Raw genomic sequence first — 19,832 nt, forward strand, 5'->3', positions numbered from 1 at the left:
TCGTGTCCTCCCCGCCCGGTCGGTCGGTGTTCCGTTGCGTCCAAACAGTGCTGATCTTTGTCCATGGACCGCTCCGCCGCCAGGGGGTGAGGTGGGGCGGTGGTGGAACGAGAGGCGGGGACGATGGCTGAGTTCACGGTGGGCGAGCGGGATTTCGAGCTGGCCGGGCGGCCCGTACGCCTGTTGTCGGGCGCTCTGCACTATTTCCGGGTGCACGAGGGCCAGTGGGGGCACCGGCTGGCCATGCTGCGTGCCATGGGGCTGAACTGTGTGGAGACGTACGTCCCGTGGAACCTCCACGAGCCGCAGGAGGGGCGCCACCGCGACGTGGAGGCGCTGGGACGGTTCCTGGACGCGGCGGGGGCTGCCGGGCTGTGGGCCATCGTGCGGCCCGGTCCGTACATCTGCGCGGAGTGGGAGAACGGCGGTCTGCCCCACTGGCTGACAGGGACGCTGGGCACCCGGGTGCGGACCCGCGATCCGGAGTACCTCGGGCAGGTGGAGCGGTGGTTCCGGCGACTGCTGCCGCAGGTGGTGCGGCGGCAGATCGACCGGGGCGGCCCGGTGATCATGGTGCAGGTGGAGAACGAGTACGGCAGTTACGGCTCCGACCAGGTCTATCTGGGCCGTCTCGCGGAGCTGTTGCGCGGGGTCGGCGTGACCGTGCCGCTGTGCACCTCCGACGGGCCGGAGGACCACATGCTGACGGGTGGGTCGGTGCCCGGGGTCCTGGCGACGGCGAACTTCGGTTCGGGGGCCCGGGAGGGCTTCGAGACACTGCGGCGGCACCGTCCGGACGGGCCGCTGATGTGCATGGAGTTCTGGTGCGGATGGTTCGGGCACTGGGGTGCGGAGCCGGTCGTACGGGATCCCGCCGACGCGGCTTCGGCGTTGGAGGAGATCCTTCGGTGCGGCGCGTCCGTCAACATCTACATGGCGCACGGCGGTACGAACTTCGGCGGCTGGTCTGGGGCGAACCGTGCCGGGGAAATGCACGGCGGGGAGCTCCAGCCGACCGTGACGTCGTACGACTACGACGCTCCCATCGACGAGTACGGCCGTCCCACGGAGAAGTTCTGGCTGTTCCGGGACCTCCTCGCGCCCCACCAGCAGGATGGTGCCCCGCTTCCCGATGTGCCGCCTCCGCCGGCCGCCCTGGCCGGTCCGGTGTGCGCGGAGCTCGTGGAGTGGGCGCCGCTGAGTGAGGTCATGGACACCCTTGGCGGCCCGGAGGCCGAGTGGGCGGCGCCCCCGTCCTTCGAGGAGCTGGGGGTGGACCGGGGGGTGGTCCGCTACCGGGTCGAGGTGCCGGGGCCGCGTCCGCCGTACCCGCTGGGTGTGACCGGGCTGCGGGACCGTGCGGTGGTGTACGTCGACGGGGTGCGGGCGGGGGTGCTGGGCGGCGGTCCGGCCGAGGCCGGCTCGTACACGGCGCTGGACGAGCCGGTCGCGGGACCTGCGGCGGTGGAGCTGTGGGTGGAGTCGCTGGGGCGGGTCAACTACGGGCCTCGACTCGGCGAGCCGAAGGGAATCACGGGGGGCGTCCTGCACGAGCGGCAGTATCTGCACGGTGTGCGGGCGCGGGGGCTCGCCCTGGACGCGTTCGAGGGCGAGGGGCCGCTCGGAGGGGTTCCGTTCCGTTCTCCGGAGGCGGGCGCCCCTGGGCTGTTCCGGGGCACGTTCGACGTGCGGGGGGCGGGTGACGCCGGGATCGCGCTGCCGGGGTGGGAGCGTGGCTTCGTGTGGGTGAACGGCTTCTGCCTGGGGCGCTACTGGAGCGTGGGGCCCCAGGAGTCCCTGTACGTGCCCGGGACCGTACTGCGCGAGGGCGTGAACGAGGTGTGGGTCCTGGAACTGGAGCGCTCGGGCGAACGTCAGCTGCCCGTCGACTGACGGTGCCAGGAAGCCACGGAGGGCCGGTCCACTGTCGGGGCCGGCCTTCCGTGGCGTCAGCTGCGCGTCATACCTCGCGCACTTCGAAGGAGTCGAGGACGAACTCCGCCGTCCCGTCGTCGCCGGTCCTGCGCAGACCGACCCAGGTCTCGCCCTCGGCCGGCGCGGTGAATTCGTAACTCATCACGGCCGGCGAGGTGGCGACGGGAAGGTCCCTGCGGTCGAGCTCGCGGGAGGCCGGTGCGTCCACCCCGGTGATCCACGCGTACTGTTCCGCCTTCTCGTTCTCGTAACGGAAGGTCACTCGGTAGCGCCTCCCCGCCTCGAAGCGGACGGTGTGCTGCACGGTGCGGTGGACCAGGCCGTCGTTCTCGCCGCGCGACTTGAGCGACTGGGTCCCGTCGACGATGTCGTCGATCGCTTTGCCGTTCCAGCCCCGCTGGGTGAACGGGGCGTGCCGCTGCGCGATGTGGGTGCGCGGGTCGGTCGTACCGCCCGCGTCGCCCTTGACGAAGACGCCCCAGCCCTGGGGCACGTGCTGGAAGTCCTCGAAGGCCACCGTTCCGGCCCTGGTGGTGCGCTGCGCGGCGACGACCCGCACGTTGTCGAAGCGGACCCTGGAGTTCCCGGCTTCGGCGCGCAGGGTGAGGTCCACGGGCCCGCCGCCGTCCGGCACGGTGAAGTACGTGAACATGCGCTGGAAGCGGGTGTCGTGCTTGCGGTCCGCCGCGACGAGATTGACGGCGGTCGAGGAGTCCGTCCAGTTCTCGGCGGTGGTTCCGTCGGCGGTGCGCACGGTGAGCGCGGCCCGCCGCCTCTCCCCCGCTTCCTTCCCGACCTCCACCTGTACGGAGGCGGCGTAGCTGCCCGGTGCGAGGCGGGCGAGCCGCTGGCCGGCGGCCGCCGCCGGACCGGCGCCGACGACCAGTTCGTAGTCGCCGAGGGCGCTCAGCTCCACCGACGCCGGGCCGCTGACGGTCCAGCCGTCCAGAGAGCCGGAGTTGAAGCCCGGGTCGTGGAGCGGCGTCGCCTGCCCCCACTCCGGGTCCGGGGGCGCGGGCATCCGGGTGCGGTGGACGACGTACGGCTGCTTCGCCTCGGCCTCGATGGTGACGCGGCCCGAGCGGACCGGCACCTCGCGGACGTACTCCCGCCCCTGGTCGGTGAGCCGGTAGACGGCGACCCGCGACCGGCCGGCCCAGCCGCGCGGCAGCAGCCAGGTGCTGCTGCCGCCCTCCGGGTTGTAGTGGTAAAGCCGGTGCGGGTCGGTGGCTTCGCGCGGCTCCCAGGGCAGCAGGTAGCGCCCCCCTTCGTACACGACTCTGCCGTCCGTGGTGATGCGGCGGCTGCCGTCGGTGTCGTCCACGGACGTCTTCGTCTGGCCGAAGAAGGTGATCTCGTGGGCGCCCCAGGTTCTGACGGGGTATGCCTGGAGGTACTTGGCGGGCAGGCTGTCGGTCCAGATCTGCTGGTAGAAGGTGTTCCAGTCGGTCTTGCCGACCCAGCCCTCGAAGTTGCCGGTGCGCGGTATCCCGAGGAGCGTCGGCCACTTGTCGGCGAAGACGTCCTTCTGGTGGTTGCGGATGAAGCGGATCAGCTGGGAGTTGACGCCCCGGGACGTGTCGGCGCCGTAGTCGGTCTCCGTGGCCCAGTGGGACCACAGGGAGGAGCGTTCGAGGCCGTGTCCCCACTCGGTGGTGACCTGCCAGCCCTGTTCGCGCAGTGCCCGCTGGAGCCGGTCGGAGGTCCAGCCGGATTCGCGGAACACGTCGATGTAGAGCATGTTCAGGGCGGGGTCGGTCTCGTCCCTGAGGTCCTGGAAACGCTTGATGATGTCGCCTGAGACGAGATCGCGCCGCTGGTCGATGCGGTAGCTCTGGTCGAGCCAGTCCCACTGTTCGTTGTTCTTGTCGACGAGCGTCTCGGAGAACGCGTTCGCGACGGGGTACGACTCGGTGGCGTTCACATGGACGCCGAAGTCGCTCCCCCATCCGCGTCCCTCGCGTACGAGCGTGTTGAGGTCCCCGAGGCCGCCCGCGCGCTCGTTGTGGTTGCCCGCGTAGTCGGGGTGGGCGGAGTCGTGGCCCTCCGACTGGTAGCCCTTGAGGAGCGTGTACTGGCGCAGGCCGTCCGTCGCGAGGGAGATCCGCTTGACGTTGTCGAGCGTCACGAGGAACGGGTTGGTGGCCTGGCCGGCGAAGTTGAACGGGATGTGCGGGACGACGCGCAGATGCTGTTCGTCGGCGCCCAGCGGGTCGGTCATGATGTCGCGGAAGGCGATGGCGGCGTCCTGCCAGTCCACCACTCCGTCGGCGTTACGGTCACCGGTGATGATCACGGTGGCTTGGGGAAGGGGCTCGGTGGCGTCCAGGGGCGCGGTCGCGGCACGGTGCGTCCACTGGCCGCAGGCGAGCTGTGCCTTGACGTATCCGTCCTTCCTGACGGTCTGTCGCCACAGCCGCCCGTTCTCCCAGGTGGCGCCGGGCGCGCTGTCGGGCTTGTCGTACGTGGTGTTGGTCTCCAGGGCGCCGCCGAGCCGGTCGTGGGAGACGACGGCGTACGCACAGCCCGTCGGCGCGGCGTCGGCCGCCGTACCGGGCGTGAGCTCGACCAGCGTGTCGCCGCTCCCGGCCTTGTCGAGCTGGATCTGAGCCGCGAGGAGAGCGGCGCCCGGCTGGTCGCTGCGTACTGACAGGAACGCCAGCTCCGGGATCTGGAGCGTGCCGACGCGCAGGGCCGGTGTGTCGGTGATCCTGGTGACCCGCCAGTCCACCCGGCGGCCGGTGACACGGATCTCGGCCCGGATCTCCGTGCCGCCGTCGAAGGCGAGGGTGTACGAGGCCCGGTCGCGACCGGGGCGCGAGGTCACCCGTGGGGTACGGGCGGTGCCGTCGATCAGCACGGAGGTGACCGGGTCCTCCTGGCCGTGCAGGACGGCCCCGTCGGCGCGGTCGGTGTACGAGACGATGCGCGGGAAGTCCGGATCGACACGCACCTCCAGTTCGCGGGAGCGCAGCACGGTCTCCCGCTGCGCCGCGAGCGCGGTGCCCGGGCCCGCGAGGGCCAGTCCGGCCCCCGCCAGCGCGGTGGCGGCCACCACGGTCCTGCGGCTCGGTCCGGGGTCTTGTGCGTGCATGCTCGCTCTCCTGACGCTGGACGGCATCTGTGCACGCCAAGATGCGCTGCTCGGAGTGGACGCGCCCATGGACAAAGGAGGGACGGGTGTTGGACTAACGCGTGCGGTCAGGTCCGGACGCCGTCGGCGCCCCGCGCCTATGACGCCCTTACCGGCGGGACGGGTGCTGGGGCAGTTGCGGGGTAGTCGAGCCGAGACGTCCGCATACACGGCTCAACCAGGAGGTTCCGTCATGACTGGCTCGTTTCGAGGCCACTCACCGTCCCCCCAGGGGCAGCCGACTCGCGCTGACGGCCCTCGACCAGCACTACGAGGCCCACCGGTCCCGCCTCACCGGACGAACGACGTCCCGCGGCAGCCGATGTTTCCGACAGATCGAGGAAGGCAAGGTGACCTGGCCATGAGCACGGCAGAGCGGCAGACCGACACCACCGACGACTCGTTGGGTGTCCTGGTCTCGCGCGCCTCGCAGCAGATTTCGGAGCTGGTCCGCGAGGAGATGCAGCTGGCCCGGGCGGAGATGAGTCAGAAGGGCAAGCGCTACGGGAAGGGCGGCGGCCTCCTCGGCGCCGCGGGCCTCACCGGCATCCTGGCGGCCCAGGCGCTGGTCGCGACCTGCATCGCGGCTCTCGCACTGGTGCTGCCGCTGTGGGCGGCAGCCCTCATCGTCACGGCAGTGCTGGCGGCGGTCGCAGCCGTGGCCGCCCTGGCCGGAAAGAAGCAGATCACCGAGACCGGCTCCCCCGCGCCGGAGCAGACCGTCGACAGCGTCAAGGCCGATGTGGCCCAGATCAAGGGAAAGGCACACCGATGAGCAAGAAATCCCGGACCAACATAGGGACCCCCGTCCCCGAAGCCTCCGACGCCTCCGACTCCGAGGAGCTGCGCGAGCAGGTCGAGCGCACCCGCGACGAACTCGGGAGGACCGTCGAGGCCCTGGCCGCCAAGACCGACGTCAAGGCACAGGCGAAGGAGAAGTCCGCCGCCGCGAAGGAACAGGCCGCGGAGAAGGCTGCCCTGGTGGCCGAACAGGTCCGCGGGAAGGCGGAGCAGGCCACGCGCCTCGTCCAGGACAGGACGCCCGATCCCGTCCTGGAGAAGGCGGCCGAGGCCGCGTCCTACGTACGGGAGACCGCCACCCGGGCTGGACAGTACGCGGCGGACAGGGCCCCCGACCCGCTGCTCGAAAAGGCAGGCCGGGCGACGTCGTTCGCACGCGCCAACCGCAACCCGCTTCTCGCGGGTGGTGCGCTGCTCGCCGCTGTCCTGCTGGTGCGCCACCGTCGGGGACGCCGATGAACGTGTCCAGGATCGCCTACAAGCCGGTCGGTATGGCCCTCGGTGCTGCTAGCGGCATGCTCGCGGGTGCCGCGTTCAAGCAGACATGGAAGATCATCGAGGGTGAGGGCGACGCACCCGATGCCACGGACGAGCACCGGTCCTGGCAGCAGATCCTGCTCGCCGCCGCTCTCCAGGGCGCAATCTTCGCAGTGGTCAAGGCGGCCGTCGACCGCTCGGGCGCCGTGGCAACGCGTCGTCTGACGGGCGTCTGGCCGGGCTGACCCGCCCGGGGGCAACTGGGTAGCCGTCAGCACCGCGAGGGCGGGGCCGAGAAGAAGGGCGGCCCCGTTGCTGATCGGCGACCGGCCGTCCTCGGCGACGCCGCCTTCGATCTGGTACGCGGCCGTGGCCGTGCCCCAGACGAAATCACGGGGGAAGGCGGCAAGATCTGTCGATGCGGTCACAAGGTACCTCGCAGACGTCGAACAGGTGAGGGGCGAAGCCGTCAGTGGGTGCGGCTACTTGACGGCGCCGGCGGTGAGGCCGGCGACGAGGTAGCGCTGGAGGAGCAGGAAACCGGCCACGACGGGCAGGCTCACCACGAGGGAGGCTGCCATGACCTGGTTCCAGTACACGTCGTTCTGCGTGGAGTAGCCCTGCAGGCCGACGGCCAGGGTGCGGGTGGTTTCGTTGGTCATGACGGAGGCGAAGAGGACTTCGCCCCAGGCGGTCATGAACGCGTACACGGCGACGGCGACGATGCCGGGAATGGCCGCGGGGACGATGACCCGGAACAGTGCGCCGAACGGGCCGCAGCCGTCCACCTTGGCCGCCTCGTCCAGATCCCTGGGCACCGAGTCGAAGTATCCGATCAGCATCCAGATGGAGAAGGGGAGGGAGAAGGTGAGGTACGTGATGATAAGGCCGATCCGCGACCCGAACAGGGCGATGCCCGTGGCGTTGCCGATGTTCACGTAGATGAGGAACAGCGGCAGCAGGAAGAGGATGCCGGGGAACATCTGCGTCGAGAGGACGGTCACCGTGAACACGCGCTTGCCGCGGAAGTTGTAGCGGCTGACGGCGTAGGCCGCGAACACCGCGATCACCACGGAGCAGACGGTCGCCGCCCCGGCGACGATCAGGGAGTTCATGAAGTAGTCGGCGAGGGGGACCGTGTCCCAGATATCGAAGTAGGGACTGATGGTAAGGCCCGAGGGAATCCACTGGAACTTCCCGGTCACGTCTTCCAGCGGCTTGAGAGAGCTGGTGACCATCACGAACACCGGCAGGACCACGAAGACGGTGAGAAGCGTGAGGAAGACCCGCCGCGCCCACAGGAACGACTGCGGGGGCGCCATCGGGGAAGGGGCTTGGCGCTGTGCGGTCCTAGGCATCGGTGGCCTGCTTTCCTCGGGACGTGAACAGGAGGTAGAGGCCGGTCACGACAAGCAGGAACAACAGCAGCAGGACCGACATCGCGGAGCCCGTGCCGAAGTTCCAGGTCTGGAAGGACGACTGGTAGATGTGGATGGAGATCAGGTCCGCCGATGCCGGGGCCGACTTGCCGAACAGGACGAACGGCGTGTTGAAGTCGTTGAAGGTCCAGAGGAACAGCACGAGTACGAGGACCTGGTTGACGGGCCTCAGTGACGGCAGGGTGATGCGGCGGATCTGCTGCCACACCCCGGCGCCGTCGAGCGCCGCCGCTTCGTAGATGTCCCGGGGAACGTTCTGGAGGCCGGCCATCATGATGAGGAAGGCGAAGGGCCAGCCCTTCCACACCGAGACGACGAGCAGCGTGACGAAGGCGTTGTCGCCGATGAGCCAGAACGGCGGGCTGTCCGTGAGGCCGAGCTGGTCGTGGATGACGTGGTTGATGATGCCGTTGTCGCGCTGGAACATGAACGCCCAGGTGATGACTGCGGCGTAGACGGGCAGGGCGTACGGCACGAGGAAGAGCGTGCGCAGGAAGCCTCTGCCGCGGAAGGTCTCCTGCATGAAGACCGCTGCGGCGGTTCCGAGGAACCAGCACAGCCCCACAGACACCACGGTGAACAGGCAGGTCGTCAGGAACGACTGCACCAGCGCCTCGCCCACCGGGGCGTCGAAGTCGACCGAGACGGCGTAGTTGTCGAGACCGGCCCACGGCGCGGTGGCCCAGTCACGGATATAGAACTGGGTGAGCTGCCGGAAGCTGACGACGATGCCGATGATCATCGGCACCAGGTGGACCAGCAGCTCGAGGAGGAGGGCGGGGAGCAGCAGCAGGTAGGGCAGGCCGATCTTGCGCAGCCGCCCGGAGCGGCGTCTGCGCGGCGCCGCTCCGGGGTTGTTCTTCTCTGCTGTCCGCTCGCCGGGAACGGTGGCGGCGGTTGTGGTCATGGTGGTGTCCGTGCTCACTTCTTGGGCATCTGCTGCTGGGCCTTTTCGAGCTTCGCCTTGACCGATTCGGTCGTCACCGGACGGCCGGCGGCCGCGTCGGCGAAGAGCTCCTTGACCGCCGTGCCGACGACTGTCTCGAACTGCGACTCCTCGGCGACCTGGGGCAGAGCCGTGGCGCTGGTGGCGAGGGTCTCGCGCAGGGGCGACAGCGCGAAGGTGTGGAACGCGTCGCCCTCCTGGGCGGCCTTGACCGGCGGAATGGAGCCGTAGGACGTGTTGAGGACCGTCTGCTCCTCGTCGCTGGTCATGAACTTCACGAACTTCTTGGCGCCGTCGACGTTCTTGGTGTTGTTGAAGACGGCCATGTTGATGCCGGCGACCATGGAGTTGGTGCCCTTGCCCGCGCCGGGCTTGCCCGACTGGACCGGGGCGGGCACGATTCCCCACTCGTCCTTCTTCATCCCCTGGGACTCGAAGGTGGCGGCCGCGGTCTGCCACAGCACCATCGCCGTCTTGTCCTTCGCGAAGTCGCTCAGGGACTGGTTCTGCGCGTACTCGGCGTTGCCCGGCGCGACGATCTTGTCCTGGGCCATGAGGTCGACGTACTGCTTGACGGCCGCAACCGCCCCGTCGGACGTGAAGTCCGCCTTGCCGTCGGCGGTGAAGAAGTCGGCCCCGTGCTGCTTCGCGAGGACGAAGACCTGGTGGATGTTGTTGGAGAGGTTGGAGCCTTCCGCGCCGAGTCCCCACTTGCCGTCCTTGGACAGCTTCTTCCCGGCCTCGGTCACCTCGTCCCACGTCGTCGGCGGCTTCGGTATGCCGGCGTCGGCGAACATCTTCTTGTTGTAGTAGAGCGCGTAGGCCATGGAGTACAGCGGCACGGCGGCCGGGTCCTTGCCCTGGACGCCGGTCGAGCCGAGGGAGGACTCGACGAATCGGTCCCTGCCGCCAATCGCCTCGAAGTTCTTCTCGTCCCAGGGCAGCAGCGCACCGGTGGCCTGCAGCGAGGCGCTCCAGGTGTTTCCGATGTTCAGGACGTCCGGCCCCTGTCCGGAGGTGGTGGCGGTGAGGATGCGGTTCAGCAGATCACCCCAGGGCACCACCTCCAGCTTGACCTTGATGCCGGTCTCCTTCTCGAACTTGTCCAGCTCGGGCTGGAGGACCTTCTTGTCCACCTCGAGGCTGGCGCCCTGGTTCGAGGCCCAGTAGGTGAGCGTCTTCGGCTGCTCGTTGGACCCGCCCGCCCCCGACGAACCGCCCCCACAGGCAGCCACGGTGAGTACGAGCGAGAGGGTGACGGCGCCGACGGCCGCGGCTCGGATTCTGCGCATGACTCCAGGGGCCTTTCAGAAGTGATGAATGTCCGACGTGGGCCGGGCCGGCGTGACGTCCACGTTCGACCTCAAACCCACAGGGCTTAATTTAGGGTGTGAGTTAAACCGCAAGTGAAGGTCGCGTCAAGGGGTGTCACGGCGGTATGTTGCGTGGGTGAGCTTCAAGAAGAGGGGGCAGGGTGAAAGTACGCAGCGGCCGGACGGTGCGTGACCTGCGGCGCGAGAACCGCACCGCCGTATTGCAACGTCTGTATTTCGATGGCCCGTTGAGCCGCTTCTCGCTCGGCCCGCCCACCGGTCTGAGTTCCGGATCCGTGAGCAACGTGGTGGCCGAACTGGTCGCAGAGGGGCTGGTCGAGGAGGCCGGCAGCGTCGACTCCGCAGGAGGGCGCCCTCGCACCCTTCTGCGCATCCGGCCCCAGAGCCGCTACATGATCGGTGTCGACATCGGCGAGACACGCGTGAGAGTCGAACTCTTCGATCTCGCTCTCACCGAGCTGGCACGCGTCGAGAAGCCCTTGTCGCTCGACGGGCCCCGGCGCGTCGACCGCTACGACGTCGGTGTCGTGGTGGGACATGTGCGGGAGGGCATCACCGAGGTCCTGGACCGTGCGGAGATCGCAGCCGATCAGCTCCTCGGCGTCGGCGTCGGCGTACCGGGCATCGTCTCCCGGACGCCCGAGGACGGCGCCGTCGTGCACGGCCAGACCATCGGCTGGGACGCGGTACCGCTGGAGCGGCTGCTGCGTGAGTCGGTGCCGCTCCCCGCGAACGTGCTGTATTACATCGACAACGGCGCCAAGACCCTGGGTCAGGCCGAGATGTGGTTCGGTGCCGGGCGCGGGGCGCAGAGCGCCGTGGTCGTGCTGTTCGGTTCCGGTGTGGGCGCCTGCGTGGTCACCGACGACATGAGCCCGGGCCGGGCCGTCGAGTGGGGGCATCTGACCGTGCGCGTGCGTGGCCGGCGCTGCCGCTGCGGCTCGCTCGGCTGCCTGGAGGCCTACGCGGGCGCCGAGGCGCTGCTGGAGCGCTGGCGGGAGGCGGGAGGGGAACCTCTCGCGGACGTCGACGAGGAGACCGCGCTGACGGCGATGCTCGCCGCGGCCTATCCGGCAGGGCAGGGCGACGTTGCCGGGCCGGACTCGGACACCACGGCCCTGGCCGTCCTGGAGGAGACAGCGGAATACCTCGGCGCGGGCTTCTCCGACCTGATCAACCTCTTCCAGCCCGAGCGCATCCTCGTCGGGGGGTGGGCGGGGCTCCAGCTCGGTACCCGTTTCCTGGATTCGGTGCGGGCCCACGCGACCTCGTACGCCCTCGCGTACCCGGCCTCGCACGTACACATCGGCCTGGGCACCCTGGGGCCGGACGCGGTCACCGTGGGAGCGGCCGCCCTGCCGCTCGCCGACTTCTTCGAGCGCGGCGGTCGGCAGGAGGAGGCAGGCCCCGAGGAGCAGACCCCGATGTGGCAGACGACTCTGCGGGACCGGGCCGCGCACAGATGAGACGCACCGCCGTCCCCGCCCTGAGTGAGCACTGCCGCTGCGGCGGGCGCTCACAGGCGCGGGCAGGGCCCGACCGACCCGTGGCGGCGACGGTCGGGCCCTGCCGGACATGCGGCTCACTTCGCTTCGCTCAGCTGTAGACACCGAACTCGTGCAGCGAGTCGCCCCAGGCCGTACCCCGGGCCTTCAGCTGGAGCCGTACGTGCCGGGCGGTGATGGAGGCGTCGATCGTGTCGATGTCCCCGTTGCCCGACCTGGTCGTGTGGACCGTGCGCCAGTTGGTGCCGTCGTCGGAGACCTGCACGTCGTAGGACTCTGCGTAAGCGGGGTCCCAGACCAGCTGCCCCCACGCGATCGGGCCTGACCGTGCCCTTCCATGCCTGGCGTTTCGCTGCGCCCGACCAATCGCTGCACTGATGTCCCCAGTCGTGAACCGCCGGTGCGGCGGTGGCAGAGGACCGCCGTTGGTGCCCGGACTTGTGAGGCCACCGAGGGGGGGGTACGAACGGCCGTTCGCACCCACCACGGATGGTCTGCTGTGAAGCGCTACTGCGGCACGGGGGCTTCTCCGGATACGACGATGCCCGCCTCACGGAAGTCGTCCAAGGTCGAAGCGGTCGTGTCGGGGGCGACGCCGACGGAGTAGTCCAGGCGTACGTGCGCGCGGAAACCGGCCTTCACCGCGTCCAGCGCGGTGGCGCGCACGCAGTGGTCAGTGGCGATGCCCACCACGTCGACGTCCTCCACTCCACGGGCCCGCAGCCAGTCCGCCAGGGACGTGCCCTGCTCGTCGGCGCCTTCGAAGCCGCTCTTGGAGGAGCTGTGGGCGCCCTTGAAGAAGACGGCGTCGACCTTGCCGCCGGTGGCGGCGGGAGCGAAGTGCGGGTGGAACTCCCCGCCCTCGTCCCCGGCCACGCAGTGCACGGGAAAGCTGTCCTTGAAGTCCGGGTTCTCCGAGAAGTGATTTCCCGGGTCGATGTGGTGGTCGCGGGTGGCCACGACGTACTGGTAGTCCCGGCCCGCGCTCTGCTCCACCAGGTCGGCGATCTTCGTCGCGATCTGCGCGCCGCCTGCGACGGGAACGCTGCCTCCTTCACAGAAGTCGTTCTGCACGTCTACGACGATCAAGCCTCGGCTCATTGACGAGCCCCCTTCACCAACGTCTGGGAACAGCGGTCAGAACTACCAAGAAATCTCACGGCCCCGGGCACGGAACGCGGTGGTACGGCGACCGCGGCGGCATCCTCCCGTGTTCTACCAGCCGTCACATCACCGGCTCATCCCAACGGCCGTCTCTCACCCGCACGGACGCAGACGTTCACCGCAGGAACGATTCGCGGGCACCTGTCGGGCTCACGGCGGGTGCGATGGGCTCGGTAATGCCTGGAGTTGCCCACTACCCCACCACCATCGTGCTGATCTGGATGCGGCCGGTCGGTTACAGGGCTACGACCCTGGCAACGTGATCACCCGGCGGCGGCCACGTCCCCATCGGTGGGGTATCCGGGCGCGCATCGGGCACCGCTGTCAGACTCTCCCGTCACCATTCGATCAGCCCCGCTGAAGGTCGGCCCCCGTTCCGCGCCGGTCGATCAGCCCTGACCGGTCATGCCACCGTCCACTTCTGCGACGCACGTCCATCACACCGGTTGATGACCAGCTGGGTTCCGTCCGTCCCACTGCCACCGGCCGTGTCCAGGCAGACGCCGCGGTTACGGATGGTGCCGTCCGACTGAACGGACCAGTCCTGGTTGGTGCCGCCGTGACAGTCCCACAGCTGGATCTTCGTCCCATCGGCCGTGGACGCGGCGTCCACATCGAGGCACTTGCCCATCGACCGCTATGTGGCGCCGTCGGCCTGCCACTTCTGGTTGTCACCGCCGTTGCAGCCCCACAACTGGGCCTTGGCGCCGTTCGTCGCACTCCGGCCGTTGACGTCGACACACTTTCCGCCGATGCCGGCGATCTGTGCCGGGGCCGGGCCGCCCCGACCGACGCCTTTCCCGACGAAGGTCATCGAGTCGATGTCGTACGAGCCGGCCGGCGCGGTCTTGAAGACCAGGTAGAGCTCGGTCGTCCCGCCGGGCCTGGTGACGTCGACCGCCGGCGTGCTCTGGCAGTTGTCCCAGTCACCGGCGCTCAGGACCGGCACCGTGGCGATCAGCGCGCCGGTCGGTGAGCCGTCGGGCAGTTCGACCGTGAGCGGGCGGTCATCGCCCGCGGTGGTCGACGCGGGCCTTGACGTGGGTGGCGTCGAGGAACAGATAGGGGAAACGGATGTGGTCCAGCGGAGGGTCCGGAAGGCGTCCAGCTGTTCGTCCAGGTCCGCGCAGATCCGGGAGACCTCGCTCGGGCCACTCTCACGCGTCACTTTCCGTCCGCAGCTCCGCCCCATGAGGGCGGGACGGCGACGAGACCCGCCGCGAGTAGACGCAGAGCCTCGTCCGGGATTGCATGGTCCTCGTCTCCGTGCCAGGCGAAGTCCTCGGCCGTGATGCGGATCGCGGCGGTCGCCATCGCAGCACCCAGCCGGACGGACAGGCTGGCGGGGTCGGCGCCGGCCCGCCGGGCGATGGCACCGACCATACGTTCCTCCAGCTCATTGTTGACCTGGAGCCAGATGCGGTGCAGCCCGGGCGCCGTGCGGCTCAGCCTGAGCAGTTTCACGAGAACCGGGATGTCGGGAGACTTCCCGTTGCGGATGGCGGCCTGCCCCACGGCCTCCAGAAGAGACTCCTCGGCGGGGTAGCTCTCCACCGCCTCACTCACACCACTCAGGGCGTCGAGCAGCAGGGGAGCGACTGCCTCCTCCTTGACGGAGAAGTAGTGCCAGAACGTGCGGGGAGAGACCCCGACCGCCGCAGCGATGTCCTGAACAGAGGTCTGCGCGACACCTCGCTCCAGGAACAGAAAGGCCGCCGCGTCGGCCAGCTCCCTGCGGGTCTGTTCCCGTTTCCGCTCCGACAGCGGTGGCCTGCCTCGGGTGTTCCCATCCTGCTGCGCCGCCATTGGCCGCTTCCCTTTCCGCTCCCCATCGCGCCCCCGGCAGTCGTCCGGAACGGGGCGTGCGGACCATTCTCCCATCTCGCGAGCCACATTATTTGCATCATGCGCATATATTGCGCAGCGTGCAAATTAAGCCGTAGGGTCACGACAGCGGCGTGTTCCGGGCCCGCGAGGGATTCCGGTTCCGCGAGGCGGAGCGCCGCAGTGTGCAGGACGCCTCAGGGCGCCGCCGGAACCAGCAAGGGAGCAACCTCATGGACCACAGCGGTCACATCGCCGTCGTCACCGGAGCCGCGCAGGGCATAGGCCGCGCGTACGCCCAGGCACTGGCCGAGGACAAGGCCACCGTCGTTGCCGCCGACCTCAACCGGGAGGCCGCCGAGGAGACCGCCGCCCTGATCAACGAGGCCGGGGGCAAGGCAGTCGCAGCGAGTGTCGACGTCAGCAGCAAGGAAAGCACGCTGGCCCTCGCCGAGCGTGTACGCAAGGAGTTCGGCGCGACGAACATCCTCGTGAACAACGCGGCGATCTACCACTCGATGCGCTCCGACGGCCAGTTGACGGTCGACATCGAGTACTGGCGCAAGGTCATGTCGGTGAACGTGGACGGTGCGCTGCTCATGACGCAGGCCTTCGCTCCTCAGCTCATCGAGTCCGGCTGGGGCCGGATCGTCAACCAGACCTCCTCGGCCGCCTACCTCGGCGGCGGTGGCCACTACGGCGTCAGCAAGCTCGCCCTCATCGGGGTCACCCAGGGCTTCGCCGGTGAACTCGGCAAGCACGGCATCACCGTCAACGCCATCGCACCCGGCGTCATCATGACGGAGGCCACCCGCGTCACCGTCGATCAGGGCATGCTCGACCAGTTGGCCGCGGCTGTCCCGCTCAAGCACGAGGCGACGCCCGAGGACCTGATCGGCGCGCTGCGCTTCCTCACCGGAGACCAGGCCTCGTGGATGACCGGGCAGACACTCATCGTCGACGGCGGCGTCATCAAACGCTTCTGATCCCGAGCATGACGCCCGGCCCGGGGCCGGGCGCGGGGCCACGCGCCCCGGATCGGTACGGCGGCGCCCCGCTCTCCACCGGGCGACGCCCCGAACCATGTGGCAGGCCACCGGCCGGGCCACCTCCCACCCGGCCCGCACAGCGCCGGGCCACACCCTTCGGGCCGCTGAGCGGCCCGCCGCAGGAGGCGGAGCAATGACCGAGAAGCACCGTTACGGTCTGTTCATCGACGGCACCTGGGAGGACGGCTCGGGTGAGCAGTCCCTCGATGTGCTCAACCCGGCCACCGAGCAGGTCATCGCGACCGTTCCGCAGGCCACGCGTCGCGACGCGCAGCGGGCCGTGGCCGCGGCTCGCAAGGCGTTCGACGACGGCCCCTGGCCCCGGATGTCCCCGAAAGAGCGCGGCGCGATCCTGCTGCGCATGGCCGAGCTGATGGAGGCGGCCTCGAACGAACTCACCGACCTCAACATCGCGGAGGCCGGCACCACCCAGGCTCTCGCCCAGACCCTCCAGGTCGGTATCCCGCTCGGCGCTTTCCGCGACACCGTCGAGCGCGTGCTGCCCACCTTCGCGTTCTCCGAGCCCCTCCCGCCGGCCTTCGCCGGGGACCAGATCGGGCAGGGCGTGATCCTCAAGGAGCCGATCGGGGTCGCGAGCCTCATCTCCGCCTACAACTTCCCGTTGTTCCTCAACCTGTTCAAGATCGCGCCCGCGCTGGCCGCGGGTTGTACCACCGTCCTCAAGCCGGCCCCCACCACTCCGCTGGAGGCACTGATCCTCGGCCGGTTCGCCGAGGAGGCCGGGCTGCCCGCCGGCGTGCTCAACATCATCACCGGTGACCTGGAGGCCGGCCAGGAACTGTCCACGAGCCCCCTGGTCGACATGGTCAGCTTCACCGGATCCGACGCAGTGGGACGGCAGGTCTACGGACAGGCCGCGGACTCCCTCAAGAAGGTGGTCCTGGAACTCGGCGGAAAGTCCGCCAACATCGTTCTGGAGGACGCTGACCTCAGCCGCGCGGTACCCAGCGCCGTAGCGGGGGTGGTCACGCACGCCGGGCAGGGCTGCGCCCTCCTGACCCGCACCCTCGTCCACGAGTCGCGCTACGAAGAGACAGTGTCCGCGATGGCGCGGGCCCTCGCGGACATCAAGGTCGGCGACCCCCGCGATCCCGCCGTCACCATGGGCCCGCTGATCAGCGAAGCCCAGCGTGCGAAGGTCGAGTCGCTCATCGCGGCGGGCGTCTCCGAGGGGGCTGAGCTGGTGTGCGGCGGTGGGCGGCCTGCCGGGCTCGAACGCGGCTACTTCATGGAGCCCACCCTGTTCGCCGGGGTCGACAACGCCATGCGGATCGCCCAGGAGGAGTTCTTCGGGCCGGTCGGCGTCGTGATCCCCTTCAAGGACGACGCGGACGCGGTGCGGATCGCCAACGACAGCGAATTCGGGCTCGGCGGCGGAGTGTGGTCGGCGAGCCCGGCCCGCGCCTTCGAAGTGGCCAAGCGCCTGCGCACCGGCAGTGTCTCCGTCAACGGAGGCAGCCTGGCGATGAACTTCGGGGCGCCGTTCGGCGGCTACAAGCACAGCGGCCTGGGCCGCGAGTGGGGCGTGCACGGCCTGGAGGAGTTCCTGCTCAGCAAGGCTGTGACCTGGGGCGTCAGCACCGGCTGAGCCCTACCGGACGACGGCAGGCCGGGCGGGGCACCGCCGCGATACCCCGCCCGCGGCCAGGAGTGCGACCGTGTGCGCCCGCGGCTTCGTCATGGCAGCCGGCACTGGCGCCTCTTGGCCTCCCGGCCGGCAGGGCAGGCGCGTGGATCTGCCCGGTGCGAGCACCGGGCAGACTCGACGTCACGTTCCTCGCGACCTGTAGGGCCCGTCTCTCCGCAGGTGGAGCAGTGCCCCCTCCACCACGGCGCGCGTGGTCGAGCGGATCAGATGCGCTTGGTGAAGCCGCCGTCGACCAGCAGCGTCTGGCCGGTCATCCAGGCCGCCGCGTCGCTGATGAGGAACCGCAGCGTGCCTACGAGGTCCTGCGGGGTGCCCTGCTTCTTGATGGCCGCGCCCGCCTCCGTCATCCGGTACAGCCCTTCCGAGGCGACGCTCTTGGTCGCGTCCGTCATGATGACTCCCGGCGCGATCGCGTTGACCGTGATGTCGTGCCGGCCCAGCTCGAAGGCGAAGCCCTGGGTGACGCCGATGGTCGCCAGCTTGCTGACGTTGTAGTGACCGCCCATGCCCAAGTAGGCGCCCATGGAGGTCTGGTTGATCACGCGGCCCCAGCCGGCGTCGATGAGCAGAGGTGCGAAAGCCTGCGTCATCAGCAGCGCCCCGTCCACGTTGACAGCCATGACCTTGCGCCAGTAGTCGATGTCCACCGTGAGCTGGCCGTCGGTGCGCATCGAGTGGTATATCGCCGCGTTGTTGACGAGGATGTGGGCCGTGCCCAGCTGCTGCTTCACGGTCTCCGCGAGAGCGAGAGTGCTCTCCTTGTCGCTGACGTCGACCCGGATCGCGAGAGCCTTTCCGCCCTGCTCGCCGATGATCTTCACGGTCTGCTGGGCGGCCTCCAGGTTGAGGTCGGCGACGACGACTGTCGCCCCGTCCTCGGCGAGCGCGGTGGCGTAGGTGCGGCCGATTCCCTGGCCGGCTCCGGTGATGACGGCGACGTGCTTGCTGTGATCCATGATCTGGTGCTCGTTTCTCTGTATGTCTGTGCTGTTCGGGGCCATGTGGTGGCCGCGGTCGGAGGCGTCGTCAGCCGGCCTTGAAGCTGATGACCTTCGTCTCCTGGTACTCGCGCAGTCCCTCGATGCCGAGTTCGCGCCCGATGCCGGAGCGTCCGTAGCCGCCGAAGGGCGCGACCGGAGTGAGTCCGCCCACGCCGCCGTTGATGCTGATCTGGCCGGTCCTGACGCGCCGGGCCATCTCGAAGGCTCGGCCGGTGTCGCGCGAGAGGATGCCGCCTCCGAGGCCGTATGCGGAGTCGTTGGCCAGGCTCACGGCCTCGTCGTCCGAGTCGAAGCCGATGACGCAGATGACCGGGCCGAAGATCTCCTCCTGCGCGATCACCGAACGGTTGTCGACGTTGTCGAACACGGTCGGCTCGAAGAAGAAGCCACGCTCCAGGTGTGCGGGCCTGCCGCCGCCCGCCACCAGTTCGGCGCCGCCGTCGAGCCCGGCCCGCACATACCGCTCGACCCGCTCGCGCTGGGCGGCATGGATGAGCGGGCCCATGGTGACACCGTCCTCCGCCGGGTCGCCCAGCGTGAGCCGCTTGAGCGCCTCGGTGAACCCGGCGACGTACTGCTCCCGCACCGAGTTGTGCACCAGGTGCCGGGTGGCGAGTGCGCACGCCTGCCCGCTGAACGTGCTGATCCCGCCCACGGCGGAGCCGATCGCGGCGGCCAGGTCGGCGTCCTCCCGCACGATGAGTGCGGATTTCCCGCCCAGCTCCAGCGTGACCCGCTTCAGCGTCGAGGCAGCTTGCGCCATGATCTTCGCGCCCACCGCGTCGGAGCCGGTGAAGGTCACGAGATCGACGCGGGGATCGGTGGTCAGTGCCGTGCCGACCTCGTTGCCGCCTGTGACGAGATTGAGGACACCTGGAGGCAGTTCGGCCTCCGCCGCCGCCTCGGCCAGCAGGAACGCGGAGAGCGGAGTGAACGGGGAGGGCTTCAGCACGACGGTGTTGCCGGCCGCGAGCGCCGGGAACACCTTGACCACGTTCATGAAGAACGGGACGTTGAACGGGGTGATGGCGCTGACGACCCCGACGGCGTCATACGCCTTGACCTGCCCCGCGAGCAGACTCGCTCCTCCGGGCGCGGGCAGGACGCTGTGCGGCAGGGACTCACTCCTCGGCGCCGAGGCCGCGAGGTCCGCGTAGTAGCGGGCCACCGGCAGTGCCGTGTTGACGTGCATGAACCGCGCCACGGGGCGCGTCGGCCCGCTCTCGGCCACGGAGACGGCCACGATCTCCTCGGCCCTGGCCACCAGCGCATCGTGGAAACGACCCAGCAGGAGAGAACGGTCCGCACCGCTCAGGCGCGGCCAGGGCCCCTCGTCGAAGGCGCGTCGGGCCGCCGCGAGAGCCAGGCTCACGTCCGGCTCCTCCCCCACCGGGGCGCTGCCGACGGGTTCCTCGGTGGCCGGATTGATCACCGTCTCGGTGCGCTCACGCGCCGTGCGGCGCCAGGCGCCGTCGATGAAAAGTTCTGAATGCTGCCAGTTCGATGGCATGGGCGACCTCCTCTGTGTGCGACTCGAGTCGCTACCGAATGGCAC

General features: G+C 69.4%; 17 protein-coding genes and 3 pseudogenes. 7 read left to right on the forward strand and 13 right to left on the reverse strand.

All coding sequences use genetic code 11. The annotated features are described in order from the left end of the window. Positions 1–123: 123 nt before the first annotated feature. Positions 124–1,893, forward strand: coding sequence for a beta-galactosidase family protein (locus ACIREO_RS06510; protein WP_404105916.1), 1,770 nt, complete (start codon positions 124–126; stop codon positions 1,891–1,893). Positions 1,894–1,960: 67 nt separating this feature from the next. Here ACIREO_RS06510 and ACIREO_RS06515 read toward each other — a convergent pair whose 3' ends face one another. Continuing rightward, positions 1,961–5,029: an endo-alpha-N-acetylgalactosaminidase family protein gene (locus ACIREO_RS06515; RefSeq protein ID WP_404105919.1), complete on the reverse strand. Its 3,069-nt coding sequence runs from the start codon at positions 5,027–5,029 to the stop codon at positions 1,961–1,963. 400 nt (positions 5,030–5,429) lie between these two features. On the opposite strand from ACIREO_RS06515, the gene ACIREO_RS06520 reads away from it, so the two are divergent. From ACIREO_RS06520 to ACIREO_RS06530, 3 genes are read left to right on the forward strand one after another with little or no spacing between them, the layout of a single operon-like run. Further along, the gene (locus tag ACIREO_RS06520; RefSeq protein ID WP_404105921.1) at positions 5,430–5,843 is read left to right on the forward strand and encodes a phage holin family protein; all 414 of its coding nucleotides are present in this window, start codon (positions 5,430–5,432) and stop codon (positions 5,841–5,843) included. Further along, a complete protein-coding gene (locus tag ACIREO_RS06525; RefSeq protein ID WP_404105924.1) occupies positions 5,840–6,328 on the forward strand; it encodes a DUF3618 domain-containing protein in 489 nt (162 codons plus the stop codon). The genes ACIREO_RS06520 and ACIREO_RS06525 overlap by 4 nt, the downstream gene beginning before the upstream one ends. Next, entirely contained in the window at positions 6,325–6,591 is a 267-nt protein-coding gene (locus tag ACIREO_RS06530) for a DUF4235 domain-containing protein (RefSeq protein ID WP_404105927.1), read from the forward strand. Before ACIREO_RS06525 ends, ACIREO_RS06530 begins: the two co-directional genes overlap by 4 nt. A 75-nt stretch (positions 6,592–6,666) precedes the next feature. On the opposite strand, the pseudogene ACIREO_RS06535 reads toward ACIREO_RS06530, so the two are convergent. The 4 genes and pseudogenes from ACIREO_RS06535 to ACIREO_RS06550 all read right to left on the reverse strand — a co-directional run. Continuing rightward, positions 6,667–6,774 (reverse strand): annotated as a pseudogene (locus tag ACIREO_RS06535) (family 1 glycosylhydrolase); the annotation flags it as partial. A gap of 54 nt (positions 6,775–6,828) precedes the next feature. After that, positions 6,829–7,668 (reverse strand): carbohydrate ABC transporter permease, encoded by an 840-nt coding sequence (locus ACIREO_RS06540; RefSeq protein ID WP_404106759.1) that lies wholly within the window; start codon positions 7,666–7,668, stop codon positions 6,829–6,831. Between the two features lie 28 nt (positions 7,669–7,696). After that, a complete protein-coding gene (locus ACIREO_RS06545; protein WP_404105930.1) occupies positions 7,697–8,692 on the reverse strand; it encodes a carbohydrate ABC transporter permease in 996 nt (331 codons plus the stop codon). A gap of 14 nt (positions 8,693–8,706) precedes the next feature. After that, positions 8,707–10,023, reverse strand: a complete 1,317-nt coding sequence (locus ACIREO_RS06550; protein WP_404105933.1) for an ABC transporter substrate-binding protein — start codon at positions 10,021–10,023, stop codon at positions 8,707–8,709. Positions 10,024–10,205: 182 nt separating this feature from the next. Between ACIREO_RS06550 and ACIREO_RS06555 the strand changes: the two genes are divergently transcribed. Continuing rightward, complete coding sequence (locus ACIREO_RS06555; protein WP_404105936.1) at positions 10,206–11,531, forward strand: ROK family protein; 1,326 nt, start codon at positions 10,206–10,208, stop codon at positions 11,529–11,531. Positions 11,532–11,661: 130 nt separating this feature from the next. On the opposite strand, the pseudogene ACIREO_RS06560 reads toward ACIREO_RS06555, so the two are convergent. From ACIREO_RS06560 to ACIREO_RS06585, 6 genes and pseudogenes are all read right to left on the reverse strand, one after another. Continuing rightward, a pseudogene (locus ACIREO_RS06560) lies at positions 11,662–11,874 on the reverse strand (discoidin domain-containing protein); the annotation flags it as partial. A gap of 203 nt (positions 11,875–12,077) precedes the next feature. Next, the gene (locus ACIREO_RS06565; protein WP_404105939.1) at positions 12,078–12,671 is read right to left on the reverse strand and encodes an isochorismatase family protein; all 594 of its coding nucleotides are present in this window, start codon (positions 12,669–12,671) and stop codon (positions 12,078–12,080) included. A 466-nt stretch (positions 12,672–13,137) separates the two neighbouring features. Then, the gene (locus ACIREO_RS06570; protein WP_404105942.1) at positions 13,138–13,365 is read right to left on the reverse strand and encodes a ricin-type beta-trefoil lectin domain protein; all 228 of its coding nucleotides are present in this window, start codon (positions 13,363–13,365) and stop codon (positions 13,138–13,140) included. A 6-nt stretch (positions 13,366–13,371) separates the two neighbouring features. Further along, on the reverse strand, positions 13,372–13,797 hold the full coding sequence (locus ACIREO_RS06575) for a carbohydrate-binding protein (protein ID WP_404106760.1): 426 nt from the start codon (positions 13,795–13,797) through the stop codon (positions 13,372–13,374). Beyond that, a pseudogene (locus ACIREO_RS06580) lies at positions 13,751–13,881 on the reverse strand (transposase); the annotation flags it as partial. The pseudogene ACIREO_RS06580 and the gene ACIREO_RS06575, both read right to left, overlap by 47 nt. A 17-nt stretch (positions 13,882–13,898) precedes the next feature. Further along, entirely contained in the window at positions 13,899–14,540 is a 642-nt protein-coding gene (locus ACIREO_RS06585; RefSeq protein ID WP_404105946.1) for a TetR/AcrR family transcriptional regulator, read from the reverse strand. Positions 14,541–14,791: 251 nt separating this feature from the next. On the opposite strand from ACIREO_RS06585, the gene ACIREO_RS06590 reads away from it, so the two are divergent. Together ACIREO_RS06590 and ACIREO_RS06595 are read left to right on the forward strand one after the other, a co-directional pair. Next, positions 14,792–15,544, forward strand: coding sequence for an SDR family oxidoreductase (locus ACIREO_RS06590; protein ID WP_404105949.1), 753 nt, complete (start codon positions 14,792–14,794; stop codon positions 15,542–15,544). Positions 15,545–15,740: 196 nt separating this feature from the next. Beyond that, positions 15,741–17,216, forward strand: a complete 1,476-nt coding sequence (locus tag ACIREO_RS06595; RefSeq protein ID WP_404105952.1) for an aldehyde dehydrogenase family protein — start codon at positions 15,741–15,743, stop codon at positions 17,214–17,216. 263 nt (positions 17,217–17,479) lie between these two features. Here the strand turns inward: ACIREO_RS06595 and ACIREO_RS06600 are convergent, their stop codons facing one another. Further along, positions 17,480–18,232, reverse strand: coding sequence for an SDR family oxidoreductase (locus tag ACIREO_RS06600; protein WP_404105955.1), 753 nt, complete (start codon positions 18,230–18,232; stop codon positions 17,480–17,482). Between the two features lie 70 nt (positions 18,233–18,302). Continuing rightward, positions 18,303–19,787 (reverse strand): aldehyde dehydrogenase family protein, encoded by a 1,485-nt coding sequence (locus ACIREO_RS06605; protein ID WP_404105957.1) that lies wholly within the window; start codon positions 19,785–19,787, stop codon positions 18,303–18,305. Positions 19,788–19,832: the final 45 nt, after the last annotated feature.

It is taken from the genome of Streptomyces sp. NPDC102441, assembly GCF_044765585.1.
Lineage (GTDB): Bacteria > Actinomycetota > Actinomycetes > Streptomycetales > Streptomycetaceae > Streptomyces.

Bases quoted from the DNA above. Each gene is read 5' to 3' on its own strand.
- ACIREO_RS06510 (WP_404105916.1), top strand. From the start codon at position 124: ATGGCTGAGTTCACGGTGGGCGAGCGGGATTTCGAGCTGGCCGGGCGG.
- ACIREO_RS06515 (WP_404105919.1), bottom strand. From the start codon at position 5,029: ATGCACGCACAAGACCCCGGACCGAGCCGCAGGACCGTGGTGGCCGCC.
- ACIREO_RS06520 (WP_404105921.1), top strand. From the start codon at position 5,430: ATGAGCACGGCAGAGCGGCAGACCGACACCACCGACGACTCGTTGGGT.
- ACIREO_RS06525 (WP_404105924.1), top strand. From the start codon at position 5,840: ATGAGCAAGAAATCCCGGACCAACATAGGGACCCCCGTCCCCGAAGCC.
- ACIREO_RS06530 (WP_404105927.1), top strand. From the start codon at position 6,325: ATGAACGTGTCCAGGATCGCCTACAAGCCGGTCGGTATGGCCCTCGGT.
- ACIREO_RS06540 (WP_404106759.1), bottom strand. From the start codon at position 7,668: ATGGCGCCCCCGCAGTCGTTCCTGTGGGCGCGGCGGGTCTTCCTCACG.
- ACIREO_RS06545 (WP_404105930.1), bottom strand. From the start codon at position 8,692: ATGACCACAACCGCCGCCACCGTTCCCGGCGAGCGGACAGCAGAGAAG.
- ACIREO_RS06550 (WP_404105933.1), bottom strand. From the start codon at position 10,023: ATGCGCAGAATCCGAGCCGCGGCCGTCGGCGCCGTCACCCTCTCGCTC.
- ACIREO_RS06565 (WP_404105939.1), bottom strand. From the start codon at position 12,671: ATGAGCCGAGGCTTGATCGTCGTAGACGTGCAGAACGACTTCTGTGAA.
- ACIREO_RS06570 (WP_404105942.1), bottom strand. From the start codon at position 13,365: ATGGGCAAGTGCCTCGATGTGGACGCCGCGTCCACGGCCGATGGGACG.
- ACIREO_RS06585 (WP_404105946.1), bottom strand. From the start codon at position 14,540: ATGGCGGCGCAGCAGGATGGGAACACCCGAGGCAGGCCACCGCTGTCG.
- ACIREO_RS06590 (WP_404105949.1), top strand. From the start codon at position 14,792: ATGGACCACAGCGGTCACATCGCCGTCGTCACCGGAGCCGCGCAGGGC.
- ACIREO_RS06595 (WP_404105952.1), top strand. From the start codon at position 15,741: ATGACCGAGAAGCACCGTTACGGTCTGTTCATCGACGGCACCTGGGAG.
- ACIREO_RS06600 (WP_404105955.1), bottom strand. From the start codon at position 18,232: ATGGATCACAGCAAGCACGTCGCCGTCATCACCGGAGCCGGCCAGGGA.
- ACIREO_RS06605 (WP_404105957.1), bottom strand. From the start codon at position 19,787: ATGCCATCGAACTGGCAGCATTCAGAACTTTTCATCGACGGCGCCTGG.